At 70.7% G+C, this 21,224-nt stretch carries 20 protein-coding genes; 19 read left to right on the plus strand and 1 reads right to left on the minus strand.

Annotated elements, in window-relative coordinates:
• Position 1 precedes the first annotated feature (1 nt).
• From glyS to RTA_RS19615, 5 genes are all read left to right on the plus strand, one after another.
• The gene (gene glyS / locus RTA_RS02840) at positions 2-2,113 is read left to right on the plus strand and encodes a glycine--tRNA ligase subunit beta (RefSeq protein WP_013899866.1); all 2,112 of its coding nucleotides are present in this window, start codon (positions 2-4) and stop codon (positions 2,111-2,113) included.
• Positions 2,110-2,667 (plus strand): D-glycero-beta-D-manno-heptose 1,7-bisphosphate 7-phosphatase, encoded by a 558-nt coding sequence (gmhB, locus tag RTA_RS02845; RefSeq protein ID WP_013899867.1) that lies wholly within the window; start codon positions 2,110-2,112, stop codon positions 2,665-2,667. Before glyS ends, gmhB begins: the two co-directional genes overlap by 4 nt.
• A gap of 37 nt (positions 2,668-2,704) precedes the next feature.
• Positions 2,705-3,478, plus strand: a complete 774-nt coding sequence (locus RTA_RS02850; protein WP_013899868.1) for a lysophospholipid acyltransferase family protein — start codon at positions 2,705-2,707, stop codon at positions 3,476-3,478.
• Positions 3,450-4,367, plus strand: coding sequence for a M48 family metallopeptidase (locus tag RTA_RS02855; protein ID WP_013899869.1), 918 nt, complete (start codon positions 3,450-3,452; stop codon positions 4,365-4,367). The genes RTA_RS02850 and RTA_RS02855 overlap by 29 nt, the downstream gene beginning before the upstream one ends.
• A 70-nt stretch (positions 4,368-4,437) precedes the next feature.
• Positions 4,438-7,851 carry a PAS domain-containing protein gene (locus RTA_RS19615; protein ID WP_013899870.1) on the plus strand — a complete coding sequence of 1,138 codons (3,414 nt, stop codon included), beginning with the start codon at positions 4,438-4,440 and terminating at the stop codon, positions 7,849-7,851.
• A gap of 11 nt (positions 7,852-7,862) precedes the next feature.
• Here the strand turns inward: RTA_RS19615 and RTA_RS02865 are convergent, their stop codons facing one another.
• A complete protein-coding gene (locus tag RTA_RS02865) occupies positions 7,863-8,933 on the minus strand; it encodes an MBL fold metallo-hydrolase (protein WP_041674991.1) in 1,071 nt (356 codons plus the stop codon).
• A 113-nt stretch (positions 8,934-9,046) separates the two neighbouring features.
• Between RTA_RS02865 and RTA_RS02870 the strand changes: the two genes are divergently transcribed.
• Genes RTA_RS02870 through RTA_RS02935 form a run of 14 tightly spaced genes read left to right on the plus strand, consistent with a single transcriptional unit; the run spans position 9,047 to position 21,183 of the window.
• Positions 9,047-9,472 (plus strand): MerR family transcriptional regulator, encoded by a 426-nt coding sequence (locus tag RTA_RS02870; protein ID WP_013899872.1) that lies wholly within the window; start codon positions 9,047-9,049, stop codon positions 9,470-9,472.
• Between the two features lie 32 nt (positions 9,473-9,504).
• Positions 9,505-9,969, plus strand: coding sequence for a PaaI family thioesterase (locus RTA_RS02875; protein ID WP_041674992.1), 465 nt, complete (start codon positions 9,505-9,507; stop codon positions 9,967-9,969).
• 23 nt (positions 9,970-9,992) lie between these two features.
• Positions 9,993-11,171: an isovaleryl-CoA dehydrogenase gene (locus tag RTA_RS02880; RefSeq protein WP_013899874.1), complete on the plus strand. Its 1,179-nt coding sequence runs from the start codon at positions 9,993-9,995 to the stop codon at positions 11,169-11,171.
• A 49-nt stretch (positions 11,172-11,220) separates the two neighbouring features.
• Positions 11,221-11,880, plus strand: coding sequence for a carbonate dehydratase (gene can / locus RTA_RS02885; RefSeq protein WP_013899875.1), 660 nt, complete (start codon positions 11,221-11,223; stop codon positions 11,878-11,880).
• A gap of 20 nt (positions 11,881-11,900) precedes the next feature.
• Entirely contained in the window at positions 11,901-13,691 is a 1,791-nt protein-coding gene (gene aceK, locus RTA_RS02890) for a bifunctional isocitrate dehydrogenase kinase/phosphatase (protein ID WP_013899876.1), read from the plus strand.
• A gap of 10 nt (positions 13,692-13,701) precedes the next feature.
• Positions 13,702-14,190, plus strand: a complete 489-nt coding sequence (locus tag RTA_RS02895) for a hypothetical protein (protein ID WP_013899877.1) — start codon at positions 13,702-13,704, stop codon at positions 14,188-14,190.
• 16 nt (positions 14,191-14,206) lie between these two features.
• Positions 14,207-15,388 (plus strand): acetyl-CoA C-acyltransferase, encoded by a 1,182-nt coding sequence (locus RTA_RS02900; protein WP_013899878.1) that lies wholly within the window; start codon positions 14,207-14,209, stop codon positions 15,386-15,388.
• A gap of 8 nt (positions 15,389-15,396) precedes the next feature.
• Entirely contained in the window at positions 15,397-16,050 is a 654-nt protein-coding gene (locus tag RTA_RS02905) for an SDR family oxidoreductase (RefSeq protein WP_013899879.1), read from the plus strand.
• A 51-nt stretch (positions 16,051-16,101) separates the two neighbouring features.
• Entirely contained in the window at positions 16,102-16,374 is a 273-nt protein-coding gene (locus tag RTA_RS02910) for an AbrB/MazE/SpoVT family DNA-binding domain-containing protein (protein ID WP_013899880.1), read from the plus strand.
• Positions 16,371-16,769 carry a type II toxin-antitoxin system VapC family toxin gene (locus tag RTA_RS02915; protein ID WP_013899881.1) on the plus strand — a complete coding sequence of 133 codons (399 nt, stop codon included), beginning with the start codon at positions 16,371-16,373 and terminating at the stop codon, positions 16,767-16,769. The genes RTA_RS02910 and RTA_RS02915 overlap by 4 nt, the downstream gene beginning before the upstream one ends.
• 11 nt (positions 16,770-16,780) lie before the next feature.
• Entirely contained in the window at positions 16,781-17,908 is a 1,128-nt protein-coding gene (locus tag RTA_RS02920; protein WP_013899882.1) for an acyl-CoA dehydrogenase family protein, read from the plus strand.
• Positions 17,905-19,299 carry a Trk system potassium transporter TrkA gene (trkA, locus tag RTA_RS02925; protein ID WP_013899883.1) on the plus strand — a complete coding sequence of 465 codons (1,395 nt, stop codon included), beginning with the start codon at positions 17,905-17,907 and terminating at the stop codon, positions 19,297-19,299. Before RTA_RS02920 ends, trkA begins: the two co-directional genes overlap by 4 nt.
• 2 nt (positions 19,300-19,301) lie before the next feature.
• Entirely contained in the window at positions 19,302-20,762 is a 1,461-nt protein-coding gene (locus tag RTA_RS02930) for a TrkH family potassium uptake protein (RefSeq protein ID WP_013899884.1), read from the plus strand.
• A 4-nt stretch (positions 20,763-20,766) separates the two neighbouring features.
• Positions 20,767-21,183 (plus strand): YchJ family protein, encoded by a 417-nt coding sequence (locus RTA_RS02935; RefSeq protein ID WP_013899885.1) that lies wholly within the window; start codon positions 20,767-20,769, stop codon positions 21,181-21,183.
• Positions 21,184-21,224: the final 41 nt, after the last annotated feature.

Raw genomic sequence — 21,224 nt, forward strand, 5'->3', positions numbered from 1 at the left:
CATGACCGACAAGAACAAGAACCTGCTCGTCGAACTGTTCGTCGAGGAGCTGCCGCCCAGGGCATTGAAGAAGCTGGGCCAGGCGTTCGGCGCCACGCTGCTGGAGCAGCTGCAGGCCCAGGGCCTGGCCGCGGCCGCCTCCAGGCTCACGCCCTTCGCCTCGCCGCGCCGCCTGGCGGCGCACATCACGGCCGTCGCGCCGCAGGCGGCGGACAAGGCGGTGTCGCAGAAGCTGATGCCGGTGAGCGTCGGCCTGGACGCGGCCGGGCAGCCGACGCCGGCGCTGCTGAAGAAGCTGCAGTCGCTGGGCGCCGACGCGTCGGCCGTCGCCGGCCTCAAGCGCGCGCCCGACGGCAAGGCGCAGGCGCTGTTCTACGAAAGCCAGGTCCGCGGCGCCACCCTGGCCGAGGGCCTGCAGAAGGCCCTGGCGGAAGCCATCGCCAGGCTGCCCATCCCCAAGGTGATGACCTACCAGCTGGCCGACGGCTGGACCGACGTGAAGTTCGTGCGGCCCGCCCATGCGCTGGTGGCCCTGCATGGCGCCGAGGTGGTGCCGGTGCGCGCGCTGGGCCTGGCGGCCGGCGACGAAACGCGTGGCCACCGCTTCGAGGCGGCGTCGGCCACGGTGAAGATCGCCCATGCCGACGAGTACGCGGCCACGCTGGCGCGCGACGGCGCGGTGATCGCCGGTTTCGACGACCGCAAGGCCGAGATCGCGCGGCAGCTGGCCGCCGCGGCCGCCCGGGTGGGCGGCGGCGTGCGTCCCATCGAGGACGAGGCGCTGCTGGACGAGGTCACGGCGCTGGTCGAGCGGCCCAACGTGCTGCTGTGCCAGTTCGAGCGCGAGTTCCTGGAGGTGCCGCAGGAATGCCTGATCCTGACCATGAAGGCCAACCAGAAGTACTTCCCGCTGCTCCAGGCTTCGGGCCAGCTGACCCACCAGTTCCTGGTGGTGAGCAACATCCGGCCCGAGGACCCGAGCGCCGTCGTCGGCGGCAACGAGCGCGTGGTGCGCCCGCGCCTGGCCGACGCCAAGTTCTTCTTCGACCAGGACCGCAAGAAGCCGCTGGCCTCGCGCATCGAGGCCCTGGCCAAGGTGGTCTACCACAACAAGCTGGGCACGCAGGGCGAGCGCATGGCGCGTGTGCGCGAACTGGCCGGCGTCATCGCAAACGCGCTTGATCCCGCGCTGGTCGCGAATGTGCAGAAGGCGGCCGAGCTCGCCAAGGCCGACCTGCTGACCGACATGGTGGGCGAGTTCCCCGAGCTGCAGGGCACCATGGGCCGCTACTACGCGCTGGCCGACGGCCTGCCGGCGGAGATCGCCGACGCCATCGAGGACCACTACAAGCCCCGCTTCGCCGGCGACAGCCTGCCGCGGGGCCGCGTCGGCCTGGCGGTGGCCCTGGCCGACAAGCTGGAGACGCTGGCCGGCCTGTTCGCCATCGGCCAGCTGCCCACCGGCGACAAGGACCCGTTCGCGCTGCGCCGCCATGCTCTGGGGCTGGTGCGGATGCTGATGGAGCAGGACCTGCCGCTGCCGCTGGGCGAGCTGCTGGACCGGGCCGTGGCGCTGTTCCCGCAGGCCGCGCCGGCGACCCGCCAGCTGCTGGCCGACTTCATCTACGAGCGCCTGGCCGGCCTGCTGCGCGAGCAGGGCTACAGCGCGCAGGAGGTGGACGCGGTGCTGGCGCTGCAGCCGCAGCGCCTGGGCGAGGTGGCCCGGCGGCTGGCCGCGGTGCGCGCCTTCGCCGCGCTGCCCGAGGCGCCGGCGCTGGCCGCGGCCAACAAGCGCATCGCCAACATCCTGCGAAAGGCCGAGGGCGCGGTCGACGCGAGCGTGCGCGAAGGCCTGCTGAAGGAGGACGCCGAGAAGGCCTTGTACATCGCCACGCGCGAGCTGGCGCCCGCGGCCGGCGGCAAGTTCGACTCCGGCGACTACACCGGCTCGCTGCAGACCCTGGCCGCCCTGCGCGGCCCGGTCGACGCCTTTTTCGACGGCGTGATGGTCAACGCGGAGGAGGCGGATCTGCGCGCCAACCGCCTGGGCCTGCTGGCCACGCTGCACCAGGCGATGAACCGGGTCGCGGACTTGTCGCGGCTGGCCGCATGAAACTCGTCATCCTCGACCGCGACGGCACGATCAACGCCGACAGCGACGAGTTCGTCAAGTCGCCCGAGGAATGGCAGCCGCTGCCCGGCGCGCTGGAGGCGATCGCACGGCTCAACCACGCGGGCTGGCACGTGGCCATCGCCTCCAACCAGTCGGGCCTGGGCCGCGGCCTGTTCGACGTGGCCCAGCTCAACGCCATGCACGCCAAGATGCACAAGCTGCTGGCGGCGCACGGCGGGCGCATCGACGCGGTCTTCTACTGCCCGCACACGCCGGACGACCACTGCCACTGCCGCAAGCCGCTGCCCGGGCTGTTCGAGCAGATCGGCGAGCGCTTCGGCGTCGAGCTCAAGGGCACGCCGGCGGTCGGCGACAGCTTGCGCGACGTGCAGGCCGGCGCCGCCGTCGGCTGCGAGCCCCACCTGGTGCTCAGCGGTAAGGGCGCGGAGTTCCGCGGCCGCCCGCTGCCCGACACCTTTCCGCCCGGCACCCGGGTCCACGAGGACCTGGCCGCTTTCGCCGAACACCTGATCTCCCGCCACGCCAAGGCCTGAGCGGCGCAACCTTCCACATCCGTCCCGACACGCACCCATGGCTTTCATCCGTTCGACCCTGCACTTGCTCTGGATGCTGGTGACCGTGGTGCCCTGGGCCCTGGTCATGCTGGGGGCCTCCCTGCGCCTGCGCGGCGTCCCGCTGTACTGGATGGCGGTGCGCTGGCTGTGCTGGGCCGTCGACGGCGCGCGCGTGCTGCTGGGCATCCAGGTGCGGGTCACCGGCATGGAGCACCTGCCGCAGGGCACGACCAGCCCGGCCATCCTGCTGGTCAAGCACCAGTCCACGTTCGAGACCTTCCTGATGCCCACGCTGATGCCGCATCCGCTGGCCTACGTGTTCAAGCGCGAGCTGCTGTTCGTGCCGTTCTTCGGCTGGGCCATGGGCCGGCTGGACATGATCCACATCGACCGGCGCCAGCGCGCCCAGGCCTTCAACAAGGTGGTGGAGCAGGGCAAGCGCCTGCTGGACCAGGGCATCTGGATCATCATGTTCCCCGAAGGCACCCGCATCCCGCGCGGCCAGCAGGGCGTGTACAAATCCGGCGGCACCCGCCTGGCGGTGGAGACCGGCGCGCCGGTGGTGCCCATCGCCGTGACCTCGGCCCGGTGCTGGCCGCGCAAGGCCTTCCTCAAGCGCCCGGGCGTGGTCGACGTGTCCATCGGCAAACCCATCCCCAGCCAGGGCCGGCAACCCGAGGAACTGATGCGCGAAGTCGAGGCCTGGATCGAGGCCGAGATGCGGCGCCTGGACCCCGAGGCCTACTCCAAGACCCGTACCGATGCCCAGGTTTCTCCAGCTCGCCCTTGACCTGTTCGAGGCGGCGGTGCCGGCTGCGCAGCCTGCGCAGCCCGCCCCGCCCGCCGCCGCTGCCGCGCCGGCTTCGGCGACCGGCGAGCCTGCCGAAACGCTGGACAGCGTGCTCGAGCCCGAGCGCTTCGGCCATCCGCGCGCCAACCGCCAGGCCGTGTTGGGCGACACCCGGGTGGCCTTCGAGCTGCGCCGCGCGCGCCGGCGCAACATCGGCTTCATGGTGGGCCCCGAGGGCCTTACCGTCACCGCGCCCAAGTGGGTGCCGCTGTACGAGATCGACGCGGCGGTGCGCAGCAAGGCCGGCTGGATCGTGCGCAAGCTGGGCGAGGCGCGCGAGCGCGCCGGCCGCATCGAGGCCGCCCGCATCGTCTGGCGCGACGGCGCCGCCTTTCCCTTCCTGGGCGAGCAGGTGATCGTGGTGCTGGACCCGAGCCATGGCTTCCACGAAGCCGGCGCCAGGCTCAACACCGACGGCCAGGCCCTGCCCGGCGTGCCGCGCCTGACGCTGCACGTGGGGCTGCCGCACCATGCCACCCCGGAACAGGTCCGCGACGCGGTGCAGGCCTGGCTGATGCGCCAGGCCACGCGCCTGTTCACCGAGCGGCTGGACCATTTCGCGCCGCTGCTGGGCGTGCATTGGCGCAAGCTGAGTCTGAGCAACGCCGGCACGCGCTGGGGCACGGCGCATTCGGACGGCACCATCCGCCTCAACTGGCGCCTGATCCACTTCCGCCTGCCGGTGATCGACTACGTGGTGGCCCACGAGCTGAGCCACCTGCGGGTGATGGACCACAGCCCGCGCTTCTGGGACACGGTGCGCACCGTCGTGCCCGACTACGCGCAGCTGCGCGGGCAGCTGAAGGACGAGGCGCTGCCTCCCTGGTGATGCCTCCCAGGCCCAAGACCCCGCATACACTCGAGCAGGGTCGAACACCTCTGGGGGAAGGACGCACGAGATGCAGGGCCGCCTGAGCCTGAGTGGCCGTTTGATGCTGCTGGTGCTGGCCGCCATCCTGCCGCTGGTGGCGCAGCTGGTCTGGTCGGCGCTGCGCGATGCGGGCAATGCGAGGCTGCAGGCGCAGGAGCAGCTGCGGCTGACCGCCACCCTGGTGGCGGCCCATCAGGAGCGGCTGATCGATTCGGCGCAGCACCTGCTGGGCGCCATCAGCGCCATGCCGCAGATCCGCTCGCTGGACAGGAAGGTCTGCGGCGAGTACCTCGGCCAGCTGCGCGGCCGCTACCCGGTCTACGCCAACATCGGCCTGCTGGATACCCGGGGCGACGTGATCTGCCACGCCATGGGCCAGCCGGGCAGCTTCAACTCGGCCGACCGCGATTATTTCCAGCGCATCCTGGCCGAGCCTCGTTTCACCGTCGGATCGGTGGTGGTCGGGCGCGCCTCCGGCCGGCCCGTCATCCCGGTCGGGCTTCCCATCCTCGACGGCGAGCGTCTGCTCGCCATCGCCTTCGCATCGCTGGACCTGGGGCGCGCCGACGACCTGCTGACGCAGACCGACCTGCCGGACGGCGTGCGCCTGGTCGTGGTCGACCGGCAGGCCACGGTGCTGATGGAAGGCCCGCTGCGGCCGGACCGCGCGGTGGGGCGGCGACTGAACAACCAGGCCACGCGCGCCGCCGTGCAGGCCATGCAGCCCGGCGTCGGCGAGGCCCTGGACAGCGCCGGCAACCCGCGCATCTACGCCTTCGCGCCCACCCGCGGGGTGAACGGCGAGAAGTACCTGGTCATCGCCAGCGTCGACGCCGAGCGCGTGACCGGCGGCGCCTTCGCCGGCCTGCGCAAGGAGCTCCTGGTGGTAGGCGCCAGCCTGCTGGCCAGCCTGGGCCTGGCCGCCTGGCTGGGAAGACGCTTCATCGTGCGGCCGGCCGGCCACATCGTCGATGCGGCCCGCCAGCTGGAGCAGGGCCGGCTGGACGCTCGCGTGCCCACGTCGGCAGGCACCCAGCGCAGCGAACTGGCCCTGATCGCCTCGTCCTTCAACCTGATGGCCGACTCGCTGCAGGCGCGCCAGCGCGAGCTGGAACTGGAGCTGCGGCGCAGCCAGGGGGCCTACGAGCTGCTGGACCTGGTGCTCAACAGCATGCAGGAAGGCGTGATCGCCTGCAACATGCAGGGCGAGCTCATCATCAACAACGACGCGGCGAACCAGATGTTCGACCTGCGCGGCCCGCACGTCCCGCCGGAGCAATGGTCGTCCCGTTTCGGCCTCTACCACCCCGACGGCGCCACCTTGTTCAGGACCTCGCAGCTGCCGCTGGCGCAGGCCGTGCAGGGGCGCAGCGGCCAGCTGCAGATGCTGGTGCGCAGCGCGCGCCAGCCGCAGGACAGGCTCATCCATTGCAGCTACCGCCCGCTGGGCGGACCGGGCGAGGCGCGCGGCGGCCTGCTGGTGTTCTCGGACGTGACCGAGCTGCAGCGGCTGCAGGCCGAGCAGGTGCGGCAGTTCGAGCGCCTGCGCGATGCCCAGCGCCGCCTGCTGGAAGCCCAGCGCATCGGACGCATCGGCCACTGGGAGTGCGACCTGAATTCCGGCGCGATGACCTGGTCGGACAAGGTCAGGGAGCTGCTCAACGCTGCCTCCCGGGGGTTCGACGGCAGCCTGCCCGCGCTGCTGCGCCGCCTCCATCCCGACGATCGCCGTCCGCTGCGCCGGCTGATCGAGGCGCCGCCGTCCAGCGGCCGGCTGGACCTGCAGCTGCGCCTGCGGCAGCGGCGCGGGCGCGACGTGATCTGGGTCCACGCGATCGGGGAGGTTGTGCTCGACGGTGGCGGCCGGGCCCGGCTGCTCGGGGTGGCGCAGGACATCACGGGGCGCAAGCGCAGCGAGGCGGCCCTGCTGCAAAGCGAAAGCGAGCTGCGCGGCTACACCGAGATGCTGCAGCGCTCGGCGGTGGCGGCGCGGGCGATCAGCCGGCAGCCGACGGTCGAGCGCACGGTGCAGGAAGTCGAGCGCCAGGCCTGCGTGGTGCTGGGATGCGCCGGCGCCCGCCTGGTGCTGGTTGCCGGCGACGACCCGCTGCCGCCGTCCCTGGGAGGCGGCGCCCGCCTGTCCCTGCGCCTGGCCGGGCGCGACGGCCAGGTCATGGGGGTGCTGGAGCTGTGGGGCCACGACGCCGACAGCTTCTCGGAGCGCCACGGCCACGTGGCGGCCGAGCTGGCGCAGTTCGCGGCCATCGCGATCGACAACGCCCGCCTGCTCGGCCAGATTCGCGAGCTCAATGCCGGCCTGGAGCAGCGCATCGCCGAACGAACGGCCGAGCTGTCCAGGCAGGAGGCCCTGGCCCGGGCGCTGGCCGAGCAGGCCCCCGAGGTGGTGTGGAACGCCGATCCCGAGGGCCGGCTGACCTTCGTCAACCGGGCCTGGTCCGACCTGGTCGGCGGCGAACCCGCCCAGTGGCTGGGCCACGCATGGATGTCCTGCATCCACCCCGACGACGTGCCCGTGATCGAGAGCAACTGGCGGCGCAGCCGCGAGACGCACGAGCCCTACACCGGCATGCGCCGCGTGCGCGCGCGGGACGGCAGCTGGCACACCATGTCCTACCGGGCCACGCTGGTGACGCGGCCCGACGGCAGCCCGCTGTTCTGGGTCGGCGTGGACAGCGACGTGACCGCGCTCAAGGCCATCGAGGCGGCGCTGCGCAATTCCAACCACGAGCTGGAGGCCTTTTCCTATTCGGTCTCGCACGACCTGCGGGCGCCCCTGGGGGCGATCGGCGGCTTCAGCCGCGCCGTCGCGCAAAAGCTCTCCGGGCACGAGGATCCCAAGGTCCAGCACTACCTGGCACGGGTGCAGGCGGGCGTCGAACGGATGGAGCAGCTGATCGAGGCGCTGCTGTCGCTGGCGCGCGTGGTGCGCGAGCCCATGCACTGGGGCCCGGTGGACCTGGGCGCGCTGGCGCGCGAGGTGCTGGAGGGGCTGCAGCTGCAGGAGCCCGAGCGCCGCGTCGACGCCGTGGTCGCCGAGGGTCTGACGGCGCAGGGGGATGCGCGGCTGTTGCGCATCGTGCTGCAGAACCTGGTGGGCAATGCCTGGAAATTCACGGCGCACGCAGACCGTGCCTGCATCGAGATCGGCCGGCTGGCGCAGGGCGACGGCGACACCTTCTTCGTGCGCGACAACGGCGTGGGCTTCGACATGGCGCATGCCGGAAAACTGTTCGGACCGTTCCAGCGGCTGCACACCGAGGCCGAGTTCCCGGGCACCGGGATCGGGCTGGCCACGGTGCAGCGCGTGGTGCTGCGGCACCAGGGGCGGGTCTGGGTCCAGTCCCAGCCGGGGCTTGGCACCACCTTCTTCTTCACCCTGCCCCTGCTGCCGCCGGCGCTGCTGCCCTCCGGCGCGGGCTGACCGGGCGGCGCTCAGGCGGCGCCGAAACGCCAGACGCCGTCGGCTCCCCGTTCGCGCCGCAGCCGGCCCTGGTACCACAGCGCGTGCAGGTGCGCCACCGCCTCGCCCATGGCGAAAGTGGCCTGGTGCAGGTCCAGCGCGCGCTTGAACAGCACGGGCAGCATCTCCGCTGCCGTGCGCGGCCGTGGCGTGCAGGCGGCCAGCACGTCGGCCAGCCGGTCGCGGTGGTGCTCGTGCAGTTGCTCGATGCGCCGATGCAGGCCGCGGAACGGCTTGCCGTGCGAGGGCAGGGTGAGCGTGTCCTGCGGCAGGCGGCGGAACTTGTCGATGGAGTCCAGGAACAGCGCCAGCGGGTCGGACTCGGGTTCCACGTCGTACACGCTGATGTTGGTGGAGATGCGCGGCAGCATCATGTCGCCGCTGATGAGCATTTCCAGCCCGGGGCAGAACAGCGCGATGTGCTCGGGCGCGTGGCCGTAACCGCTGATGCATTCCCAGTCGCGTCCGCCGATGCGGACCCGGTCGCCGTCCCGCAGCCGGCGGAAGCTGCGCGGCACCTCGGGCACCATGCCGGGATAGTAGCTGGCGCGGGCGCGTATCTTCTCCAGCGCCTGCGGGTCGCCCAGGCCGTGCGAGGCGAAGAAACGCGCCGCCGACTCGCCGCCGAAGCCCGTGGTGCTCTGCGACGCCAGGCGGGCCGCGTTGTAGTCGGTGGCGCTGATCCACAGGCGGCAGGGATGCTCCCCGGTGCTCCAGCGCTCGCACAGCCAGTGCGCCAGGCCGATGTGGTCCGGGTGCATGTGCGTGACCAGCACGCGCAGGATGGGCAGGCCCTCCAGCTCGCCCGCGAACACCTGTTCCCACTGGGCCTTGGCCTCGTCCCGCGTGATGCAGCAGTCCACCACGGTCCAGCCGGGGCGGCCGTCCAGCTCGTCGCGCAGCAGCCAGAGGTTGATGTGGTCCAGCGCGAACGGCAGGGCCATGCGCACCCAGCGCACGCCGGGCGCCAGCTCGAGCGAGCCGCCGGGAGCCGGCAGCGTGTCGCCCAGCGGGTAGTGGAGCTGGCTTTCCTGTGCGTTCATGGCGTGGTGCGGATGGAAGGGACGGGCAATGGATGCGTTGACGTTGACGTAAACGTCATATGTAATCGGCATTGTAGGCAGCGCCGCCGCGCCGTCCGTCCTTGCGCATACCCATGGCCCCCGCCACCACGTACACCATCAGCGACCTGGCCCGCGAATTCGACCTCACGACGCGCGCCATGCGCTTCTACGAGGACATGGGCCTGCTGCAGCCGCAGCGCTCGGGCCCGGGCGGGCGCAACCGCATCTACAGCGCGCGCGACCGCACCCGGCTCAAGCTCACGCTGCGGGCCAAGCGGCTGGGCCTGTCGCTGAACGAGGCGCGCGAGATCATCGACATGTACGACAGCCCGCGCGACACCGGGCCGCAGCTGCGCAAGTTCCTTGCGGTGCTGGCGCAGCACCGCAAGCAGCTGGAGGACCAGATGGCCGACCTGCAGGCCAACCTGGAGGAGGTCAAGACCCACGAGAAGGAGGCGCGCGCCCTGCTGGCGCGCACCGAGCGGCCGGCCGCGGCCAAGGTCCGGCAGCGCGCATAATTGACGTTTACGTCAACGTCAACCAAGTCCCCATGTCCGCGACCGCCTTCCAGCCCCAGGACCCCGGCTTCGCCGCCCGCGTGCGCGAGAGCTTCCGCCGGCAGGCGGCGATGGACACGCTGGGCGCGCGCCTGGCCGCCGTGGAGGCGGGCCGGGTGGTGATCGAGATGGCCTGGGCCCGGGGATTGACGCAGCAGCACGGCTTCCTGCACGCGGGCATGCTGGCCGCGGCGCTGGACTCGGCCTGCGGCTACGCGGCCTCCACGCTGATGCCCGAGGACGCCGGCGTGCTGACCATCGAATTCAAGATCAACCTGCTGGCGCCGGCGCAGGGCCCGCGCTTCCGCATGGAGGGCGTGGTGGTCAAGCCGGGCCGCACCATCAGCGTGGCCGAGGGGCGGGCCTGGGGCATCGCCGGGGACGGGCAGGAAAAGCTCATCGCCACGCTGGGCGCCACCCTGATGACGGTGGTCGGCCGCGACGGAATCCGCCACTGACACCATCAACAGGAGACACGCACATGGACCTGCCGGGCCTGAACTTCCAGCTGGGCGAAGACATCGACGCCCTGCGCGACGCGGTGCGCGCCTTCGCGCAGGCCGAGATCGCCCCGCGCGCCGCCGAGATCGACCACAGCGACCAGTTCCCCATGCATCTCTGGCGCAAGATGGGCGAGCTGGGCGTCCTGGGCATCACCGTGCCCGAGGCCTACGGCGGGGCCAACATGGGCTACCTGGCGCACATGATCGCCATGGAGGAGATCTCGCGCGCCAGCGCCTCGGTGGGCCTGTCCTACGGCGCGCACTCCAACCTGTGCGTCAACCAGATCAGGCGCAACGGCAGCGAGGCGCAGAAGCGCAAGTACCTGCCCGGGCTGGTCAGCGGCGAGCACGTGGGCGCGCTGGCCATGAGCGAGCCGGGCGCCGGCAGCGACGTGATCTCGATGAAGCTCAAGGCCGAAGACAAGGGCGGCTACTACGTCCTCAACGGCAGCAAGTTCTGGATCACCAACGGGCCCGATGCCGACACCCTGGTGGTCTACGCCAAGACGGAGCCCGAGCTGGGCGCGCGCGGCGTCACCGCCTTCCTGATCGAGAAGGGCATGAAGGGCTTTTCCGTCGCGCAGAAGCTGGACAAGCTGGGCATGCGCGGCAGCCACACCGGCGAGCTGGTGTTCCGGGACGTGGAGGTGCCGGCCGAGAACGTGCTGGGCGCGGTCAACGGCGGCGCCAAGGTGCTGATGAGCGGCCTGGACTACGAGCGCGCCGTGCTGGCCGCCGGCCCCATCGGCATCATGCAGGCGGTGATGGACAACGTGGTTCCCTACATCCACGACCGCAAGCAGTTCGGCCAGAGCATCGGCGAGTTCCAGCTGATCCAGGGCAAGGTGGCCGACATGTACACCGTGCTGCAGGCCGGGCGGGCCTTCTGCTACACGGTGGGCAAGAACCTCGACATGCTCGGCGCCGAGCACGTGCGGCAGGTGCGCAAGGACTGCGCCTCGGTCATCCTGTGGTGCGCCGAGAAGGCCACCTGGATGGCCGGCGAGGGCATCCAGATCTTCGGCGGCAACGGCTACATCAACGAGTACCCGCTGGGTCGCCTGTGGCGCGACGCCAAGCTGTACGAGATCGGCGCCGGCACCAGCGAGATCCGCCGCATGCTGATAGGCCGCGAGCTGTTCGCCGAAACGATGTAGGTAGTTCACCGGTGCTGCCGGGTGCTCGGCCGTAGGCCAAAATCACGCCATGTCTTCCGACCTTTCCGACCTGTTCGCCCACAACCGCGCCTGGGCCGCCCAGATGGAGCGCGACCGCCCCGGTTTCTTCACCGGCCTGCAGGCGCAGCAGAAGCCGCGCTACATGTGGATAGGCTGCTCGGACTCCCGGGTGCCGGCCAACCAGATCACCGGACTGGAGCCGGGCGAGGTGTTCGTGCACCGCAACGTGGCCAACGTGGTGGTGCCTACCGACCTGAACTGCCTGTCGACCATCCAGTACGCCGTCGACCAGCTCAAGGTCGGGCACCTGATGGTGGTGGGCCACTACGGCTGCGGCGGCGTGCAGGCGGCGCTGCACAACACGCGGGTGGGCCTGGCCGACAACTGGCTGCGCCACATCAAGGACGTGTGCGGCCGCCACCGCGGGCTGATCGAGGCCGCCCCGCCCCAGGCCCGCCATGACCTGCTGTGCGAGCTCAACGTGATCGAGCAGGTGGTCAACGTGGCGCAGACCACCGTGGTGCAGGACGCCTGGGAGCGCGGACAGCCCCTGACGCTGCACGGCTGGGTCTACGGCCTCAAGGACGGCCTGCTCAAGGACCTGCGCATGACGGCCGACGGCAATGCCGCCGTGGAGGCCGCGTACGCCCAGGCCGTGCGGCCGCGCTCCCGCATCCCCGCCGCCTGAGGGCCGCGCCCGAGCGTCGCATGTTCCCGCAGCGCCTGGACTCGCCGCTGGCCTACGACATCGCCAAGGCGCTGATGGACGGCTTCAACCGCCACTACCGGCTGTTCCGCACCGAGTCCGCCCGGGCCAAGCACCGCTTCGAGACGGCGGACTGGCACGGCCAGCAGCGCGCCCAGCGCGAGCGCATCGAGTTCTACGACCTGCGGGTCAAGGAGGCGTCGCAGCGCCTGGAAAAGGAGTTCCGCGCCCACGAGCAGCCGATGGAGGTGTGGCAGCAGGTCAAGCTGCACTACATCGGCCTGCTGATCGACCACCACCAGCCGGAGCTGGCCGAGACCTTCTTCAACTCGGTCACCACCAAGATCCTGCACCGCACCTACTTCCACAACGACTTCATCTTCGTGCGGCCGGCGGTCAGCACCGAGTACATCGAGAACGACGAGCCGGCGGCGCTGCCCACCTACCGGGCCTACTACCCGACCCGCGAGACGCTGCGCGACACCATCGCCCGCATCGTCGACAACTTCCGGCTGCAGCGGCCTTTCGAGGACCTGCAGCGCGACGCCGGCTTCGTGCTCAAGGCCATGGGCGGGCGGCTGGCTCAGGTCAAGCTGCGCGCCAACTTCCAGATCCAGGTGCTGTCGTCCCTGTTCTACCGCAACAAGGGCGCCTACGTGGTCGGCAAGATCATCAACGGCTTCAACGAGGTGCCGTTCGCGCTGCCCATCCTGCACGGCAAGAGCGGCGGCCTGGTGATCGACGCCTGCCTGTTCGGCGAGGACGAGCTGCAGATGCTGTTCTCCTTCGCCCGCGCCTACTTCATGGTGGACATGGAGGTGCCCTCGGCCTATGTGCAGTTCCTGCGCTCGCTGATGCCGCGCAAGCCGCGCGCCGAGATCTACAACGCGCTGGGCCTGGCCAAGCAGGGCAAGACGCTGTTCTACCGGGACTTCCTCCACCACCTGAAGCACTCCAGCGACAAGTTCCGCATCGCCCCCGGCATCAAGGGCATGGTGATGCTGGTGTTCGACCTGCCGTCCTTCCCCTACGTGTTCAAGGTGATCAAGGACTACTACCCGCCGCAGAAGGACACCACGCGCGAGCAGATCAAGGGCAAGTACCTGCTGGTCAAGCAGCACGACCGGGTGGGGCGCATGGCCGACACGCTGGAGTACAGCGAGGTGGCCTTCGCGCGCGACCGCTTCGAGGACGAGCTGATCGAGGAGATCCGCCGCTTCGCGCCCAGCCAGCTGGAGATCGGCGACCGCGACGGCGACGGCCACGAGGAGGTGGTCATCAAGCACCTGTACATCGAGCGGCGCATGATCCCCCTGAACATCTACCTGCAGGAGGCGTTCGACGCCGGCGCGCGCGAGCAGATCGAGCGCGCCGTCATCGAGTACGGCAACGCCATCAAGGACCTGGTGGCGGCCAACATCTTCCCGGGCGACATGCTGTGGAAGAACTTCGGGGTCACGCGCAACGGCAAGGTGGTGTTCTACGACTACGACGAGATCGAGTACCTGACCGACTGCCAGTTCCGCCGCGTGCCGGCGCCGCGCAACGAGGAGGAGGAGCTGTCCGGCGAGGTCTGGTGGTCGGTCGGCCCGAAGGACGTGTTCCCGGAGACCTTCGGCCCCTTCCTGCTGGGCAACCCGGCCGTGCGCGAGGTCTTCCTCAAGCACCATGGCGACCTGCTCCAGGCGGACTTCTGGCAGAGCCACAAGGAGCGCATCCACTCGGGCCATGTGTACGACGTGTTCCCCTACGAGCACGACAAGCGCTTCATGCCCGAAAAGGCGGAGCTGTGAGGGGCCAAGGATGAGCGCGCGCGACATCTGGGAGCTGGCCAGCTACATCGTCACCACGCTGGGCCTGCCGGTGGCCATCCTGTTCTTCGCCTGGGAGCAGCGCAAGGAGCGCGACAACGAGGAGGAGGAGGCCTACCAGTTGCTCTCCGACGCATACAACGACTTCCTCAAGGTGGTGCTGGCGCATCCCGACCTGCAGCTGCGCGCCGCCGAGCCGCTGCCCAACCCCACCGCCGAGCAGCGCGAGCGCATGCTCGTCATCTTCGATATGCTGATGTCGCTGTTCGAGCGGGCCTACCTGGTGGCCTACAAAGACGACATGGGCGAGACCGAGCGGCGCCGCTGGAACAGCTGGGACGACTACATGCGCGAGTGGTGCCGGCGCGAGGACTTCCACAACGCCCTGCCGCTGCTGCTGCGCGGCGAGGACCCCGAATTCCAGAGCTACATCCGCCGCATCGCCGAAGAAGAGAGCGGCATCATCATCCAGACCATCTGAAGCCAAGGAGCACACCATGTCCGAATCCATCGTCATCGCCGGCTGCGCCCGCACCCCCATGGGCGCGTTCCAGGGCGACTTCTCCACGCTGGCCGCGCACGACCTGGGCGGCGCCGCCATCCGGGCCGCCGTCGAGCGCGCCGGCATCCCGGCCGACGCGGTGGGCGAGGTGCTGTTCGGCAACTGCCTGATGGCCGGCCAGGGCCAGGCGCCGGCGCGCCAGGCCGCGTTCAAGGGCGGCCTGCCCAAGAGCGCGGGCGCGGTGACGCTGTCCAAGATGTGCGGCTCGGGCATGAAGGCGGCCATGTTCGCGCACGACATGCTGCTGGCCGGCACGCACGAGATCATGGTGGCCGGCGGCATGGAGAGCATGACCAACGCGCCGCACCTGCTGCCCAAGGGGCGCAGCGGCATCCGCCTGGGCCATGACCGCATCTACGACCACATGATGCTGGACGGCCTGGAGGATGCCTACGAGCCCGGCCGCGCCATGGGCACCTTCGGCGAGGACTGCGCCGCCAAGTACAGGTTCAGCCGCGAGGCCCAGGATGCGTTCGCCGTCGCGTCCGTCACGCGCGCCAAGAAGGCCACCGAATCGGGCGCCTTCGCCGCGGAGATCACCCCGGTGACGGTGAAGGAGCGCGCCGGCGAGCGCCTGGTGTCCATCGACGAGGGCCCGGGCAAGGTCAAGCTGGACAAGATCCCGCAGCTCAAGCCGGCGTTCAAGAAAGACGGCACCATCACCGCCGCCTCCAGCTCCAGCATCAACGACGGCGCGGCCGCGCTGGTGATGATGACCGAGGGCACGGCGCGCCGCCTGGGCGTGACGCCGCTGGCGCGCATCGTCGGCCATGCCATGCACGCCCAGGAGCCCAGCTGGTTCACCACCGCGCCGGTGGGCGCCACCCAGAAGCTGCTGGCCAGGACCGGCTGGAAGGTGGCCGACGTCGACCTGTGGGAGGTGAACGAGGCCTTCGCCGTGGTGCCCATGGCGCTGATGGAGGAGCTCAAGGTCGCGCACGACATCGTCAACGTCAACGGCGGCGCCTGCGCCCTGGGCCACCCGATCGGCGCCTCGGGCGCGCGCATCATGGTCACGCTGCTGCATGCGCTCAAGGCGCGCGGCGGCAAGCGCGGCATCGCCACGCTGTGCATCGGCGGCGGCGAGGGCACGGCCGTGGCGCTGGAGCTGCTCTGAACATCCTGGTGATCGGCGCCTCGCGCGGCATCGGCCTGGAGTTCGTGCGCCAGTACCGCGCGCAGTGGGACCGCGTCGTCGCGACGGCGCGCGACGACGCCGGCCTGGCCCGCATCGAGGCGCTGGGCGCCAAGGCCATCCGCCTGGACGTGGCCGATCCGGCCAGCCTCAGCGGCCTGGCCTGGCAGCTGGAAGGCGAGAAGTTCGACGTCGCGCTGTACGTGGCCGGCGTGTACAGCACGGCCGGCGCCACCCAGCCGCCCACGCGCGAGGAGTTCGACACCGTGCTGCACACCAACGTGCTGGGCGCGATGCAGGCCATCCCGCAGGTGGCGCCGCTGGTCGAGGCCGCCGGCGGCAGGTTCGCCTTCATCACCAGCGAGATGGGCTGCATAGGCCAGACCGACTCCAGCTTCGGCTGGACCTACCGGGTCAGCAAGGCCGGCCTCAACATGGCGGTGGCCGCGGCCCAGCACGACTATCCCGCGGCCATCCTGGTGGCGATCAGCCCCGGCTGGGTCAGGACCGACATGGGCGGCCCCGGCGCGCCGCTGGAAGCCGAGCGCAGCGTCGCCGCCATGCGCCAGACCCTGGCCGGCCTGACCCGCCGCCACAAGGGCGCCTTCCTCAACTACGATGGGCGCCGGTTCAAGAGCTGGTAGGACCCGGCGCCGCGACCTGCGTGCTATCCTTACCAGGGCGTAAGGAATCTCATGCACACCACGCTCACCTCCAAAGGCCAGATGACGCTGCCGCAGGCCACGCGGGAGCAGCTAGGCTTGAAACCCGGCGACCAGCTGGTGGTGACCATTGCGGATGCCGACACGATCGTCCTCAAGCGCCGCCGTCGCGAGCCGATCTCGGCTCTGCGGGGGCTGCTGCCGCCGCCCAGGGCGGCACTGACGGTGCAGGAGATGGACGACGGCTTGGCGGCTCACCTGAAAGGCAAGCACTCACCGGCGCCGGCCAAGCCCCGCCGCCGATGATGGCCCTGGACACCAACCTGCTGGTGCGGCTGCTGACCAACGACGATCCGCGCCAGGCATCCCGGGTCCAGGCTTGGCTGACGGCGCATGCCACCCCCACGAAGCCGGCCTACATCGACCACATCGTGCTGTGCGAACTGGCCCGGGTGCTCGAGCGCAGCTACGGCTACGCCCGGGCCGCGGTGCATACGGCGCTGGCCGCCTTGCTGGGCCAGGACCAGCTGCAGGTGGAATCGCCGGGCCAGGTCCGCCGCGCGCTCGCACTCTACGAGGCGGGTCCTGCCGACTTCTCCGATTACCTGTTGGCACAACGAGCGCAGGCTGCGGGCTTCGCGCCCGTGCTGACGCTGGACAAGCGCGCCGCCAAGGGCGCCACCCACCAATTGTTGCGTTAGGCAGGTCCGCCATGCTGCTCACCCCCGACCAGGAAATGATCCGCGACGCCGTGCGCGCGTTCGCGCAGGAGCAGCTGTGGCCGAATGCCGCGCGCTGGGACAAGGAGCACCACTTCCCGCGCGAGGCGCACCGCGGCCTGGCGGCGCTGGGCGCCTATGGCATTTGCGTGCCCGAGGAGCACGGCGGCGCGGGCCTGGACTACGTCACGCTGGCCCTGGTGCTGGAGGAGATCGCCGCCGGCGACGGCGGCACCAGCACCGCCATCAGCGTCACCAACTGCCCGGTCAACGCCATCCTGATGCGCTATGGCAGCGCGGCGCAGAAGAAGCGCTGGCTCGCGCCGCTGGCCCAGGGCGAGCTGCTGGGCGCCTTCTGCCTGACCGAGCCGCACGTGGGCAGCGACGCCTCCGCCCTGCGCACCACGGCGGTGAAGCAGGGCGACGGCTACGTGATCAACGGCATCAAGCAGTTCATCACCAGTGGCCAACACGGCGACCTGGCCATCGTGGTCGCCGTCACCGACAAGGCGGCGGGCAAGAAGGGCATGAGCGCCTTCCTGGTGCCCACCCGCACGCCCGGCTACGTGGTGGCGCGGCTGGAGGACAAGGTGGGCCAGCACTCCAGCGACACGGCCCAGATCAACTTCGATGGCTGCCGCATCCCGGCCGACCACCTGATCGGCGAGGAGGGCGAGGGCTACCGTATCGCGCTGTCGGCCCTGGAAGGCGGGCGCATCGGCATCGCCGCGCAGAGCGTGGGCATGGCGCGCAGCGCCTTCGAGGCGGCGCTGGCCTATGCCAGGGAACGCCAGAGCTTCGGCACGGCCATCTTCAACCACCAGGCGGTCGGCTTCCGGCTGGCCGACTGCGCCACGCGCATCGAGGCCGCGCGCCAGCTGGTCTGGCATGCCGCGGCCCTGCGCGACGCCGGGCGGCCCTGCCTGAAGGAGGCCGCCATGGCCAAGCTGTTCGCCAGCGAGATGGCCGAGCAGGTCTGCAGCGCCGCCATCCAGACCCTGGGCGGCTACGGCTACGTCAGCGACTTCCCGGTCGAGCGGATCTGGCGCGACGTGCGGGTGTGCCAGATCTACGAGGGCACCTCCGACGTGCAGAAGATCCTTATCCAGCGCGCGCTATGAGGATAGTCATCCTCGGCGCCGGCCGCGTGGGCGAGAGCGTGGCCGAAAGCCTGGTGTCCGAGCGCAACGACATCACGCTGATCGACCCCGACGCGCAGCGCCTGCGCGAGCTGGAGGAGCGGCTGGACCTGCGCGGCGTGGTGGGCAACGGCATCCACCCCAGCACCTTGGAGCGCGCCGGCATCCGCGACGCCGACATGCTGATCGCCTGCGCCACCCAGGACGAGACCAACCTGGTGGCCTGCAAGATCGCGCACGACCGCTTCGGCGTGCCGTCCACCGTCGCCCGGCTGCGCTCGGCCGAGTTCGTCGACGGCGGGCCGCTGCTGCAGGAGACCGGCTTCGCGGTGGACCACGTGATCTGCCCCGAGGAGTCGGTGGTGCGCTACATCCAGAAGCTGATCGACTACCCCGAGGCGCTGCAGGTGCTGGAGTTCGCCCGCGGCCGGGCCCACCTGATCGCGGTGCGCGCGGTGGCCGGCAGCGCCATCGTCAACCGCAGCATCGCCGAGTTCCGCGCGCGGTTCCCCCACGCGCCCATGCGCGTGGTGGCGGTGTACCGGCAGGAGGCGCAGGTCACCTGCGAGGGCAGCACCCGCATCCTGCCGGGCGACGAGGTGTTCCTGCTGGCCGACCAGGAGCACCACCGCGCCGTGCTGGAGGCCATCCACGACGCCGACCAGCCGGTGCGCCGGGTCATGATCGCCGGCGGCGGCAACGTCGGCCTGCGGCTGGCGCGCCGCCTGGTCGGGCACTGCGAGGTCAAGCTGATCGAGCGCGACCCCAAGCGCTGCGAGTACCTGGCCACCGAACTGCCCTCCGAGCTGCTGGTGCTGCAGGGCGACGGCACCGACGAGGAGCTGCTGGCCGACGAGAATGTCGGCAGCATGGACATGTTCCTGGCGCTGACCAGCGACGACGAGGACAACATCCTGTCGGCCATGCTGGCCAAGCGGCTGGGCGCGCGGCGCGTGCTGTCGCTGATCAACCGCCGCGCCTATGCCGACCTGATGCAGGGCAGCACCATCGACATCGCGGTCTCGCCCGCGCACACCGTCATCGGCGAGCTGCTGGCGCACGTGCGCCGGGGCGACGTGGTGGCGGTGCACAGCCTGCGCCGCGGCGCAGCCGAGGCGCTGGAGGGCGTGGCCCACGGCGACGCCAAGACCTCCAGGCTGGTCGGACGCACCGTGGCCCACATCGACAGGACGCTGCCGGACGGCGTGCGCCTGGGCGCGGTGGTGCGCGGCGAGGGCGAGCGCCAGCGCGTGCTGATGCCCGGGCACGACCTGGTGATCGAGACCGACGACCACCTGATCCTGTTCATCCCCAACAAGCGCCAGGTGCGCGAAGTCGAGCGCCTGTTCCAGGTGAGCGCCACCTTCTTCTAGCCATGCACAGCCTGGGACCGGTGCTGGCGGTGGTGGCGCGCGTGCTCGCCGGCTTCTCCTTTGCCTTCCTGGTGCCGCTGGCCTGGGCCTGGGTGCTGGACGAGCCCTGGCTGCGGCCGGTGTGGGCCGGCGCCTTCGCCGGTACCCTGGTGGCGGGCCTGGTGCTGGGCTGGATCGTCCGGCATGCACGGCGCGAGCTGCAGCCCAAGGACGGCTTCCTGCTGGTGACCCTGGTGTGGGTGGCGCTGCCGGCATGCTCGGCCATCCCGCTCTACCTGGCCGTGCCGGGCATCGACCTGGCGCACTCCTACTTCGAGTCGATGAGCGCGCTCACCGCCACCGGCGCCACGGCCCTGTCGGGGCTGGACGCGCTGCCGGTCTCGGTCAACGTCTGGCGCTGCTTCCTGCAGTTCGTGGGCGGGCTGGGCATCATCCTGCTGGTGGTGGCCGTGCTGCCGCTGCTGGGCCTGGGCGGCGTGCAGCTGTACCGGGCCGAGGCGCCGGGGCCCCTGAAGGACGCCAAGCTCACCCCGCGCATCGCGGAGACGGCGCGTGGTTTGTGGACCGTGTACTTCGTGCTGTCGGCGGCCTGCTTCCTGGCCTACCGCTGGGCCGGCATGGGCTGGGCCGACGCCTTCATGCACATGTGCAGCACCATGGGCCTGGGCGGCTTCTCCTCGCACGACGCCAGCTTCGGCTACTGGAACTCGCCGCTGATCGAGGGCGTGGCCATCGTCTTCATGGCGCTGTCGGGCATCAGCTTCGCGCGCTACTTCATCGTCTGGCGCAACCGCTCGGCGGCCACGCTGGTGCGAGACCAGGAGGTGCGGGCCTACGTCACGCTGCTGCTGCTGTCCATCGCGCTGCTGACCTGGCTGCTGGTGGACCGGGCGGTGTACGACGGCACCGCCGCCGCGCTGCGCGCCGCCGCCTTCCAGGTGGTCTCGCTGGCCACCACCACCGGCTACGCGTCCACCGACTACACCCAGTGGCCGGTGTTCGCGCCGGTACTGCTGATCTTCCTGGGCTGCTTCGTCTCCTGCGCCGGCTCCACCGGCGGCGGCATCAAGCTGGTGCGCATGATCCTGCTGGTCAAGCAGGCGCGGCGCGAGCTGGTGCGCATCATCCACCCGCGGGTGGTCAACCCGGTCACGTTGGGCGGCGCCACCGTGCCGCCGCAGGTGATCGCCAACGTGCTGGCCTACATGCTGATCTACGGCGCCAGCATCGTCGGCCTCACCTTTTTGCTGCTGTTGTCGGGGCTGGAGCTGGTGACGGCGTTCTCGGCCGTCATCGTCTGCGTCAACAACATCGGCCCGGGCCTGGGCCTGGTCGGGCCGGCCGGCCATTTCGGCGTGCTCACCGACTTCCAGCTGTGGGTGCTGAGCTTCGCCATGCTGCTGGGCCGGCTGGAGCTGATGTCGGTGCTGGTGCTGTTCACGGTGCCGTTCTGGCGCAAGTGAGCCCATGGCGCCCACCGACCCCTGTCCCTGCGGACGGGCTGACGCGAAAGGCCGGCCGCGGTCCTGGGCGCAGTGCTGTGGTCCGCACCTGCAGGACCCGCAGGGCTGTCCGGCGCCCGATGCGCAGGCGCTGATGCGCTCGCGGTACAGCGCGTTCGTCGTCGGCGATGCGGCCTACCTGCTGGCGACCTGGCACCCGAGCCGCCGCCCCGCCGAGGTGCGGTTCGAAGCGGGCGCCAAGTGGCTGGGGCTCGAGGTGCGCCGGCATCGCAGGGTCGGCCCCGATCACGCGGAGGTGGAGTTCGTGGCCCGCTGCCGGGTCGAGGGCCGGGCGGTGCGGCTGCACGAACGCAGCCGGTTCGTTCGGGAGGAGGGACGCTGGTACTACGTGGAGGGTGACGACCTCGAGCCTGCGGGGTAGCAGCTCTGCCGTTGCTACGATCCTGCCCCACCTCCATCAGG

It is taken from the genome of Ramlibacter tataouinensis TTB310 (genome assembly GCF_000215705.1).
Classification (GTDB): domain Bacteria; phylum Pseudomonadota; class Gammaproteobacteria; order Burkholderiales; family Burkholderiaceae_C; genus Ramlibacter; species Ramlibacter tataouinensis.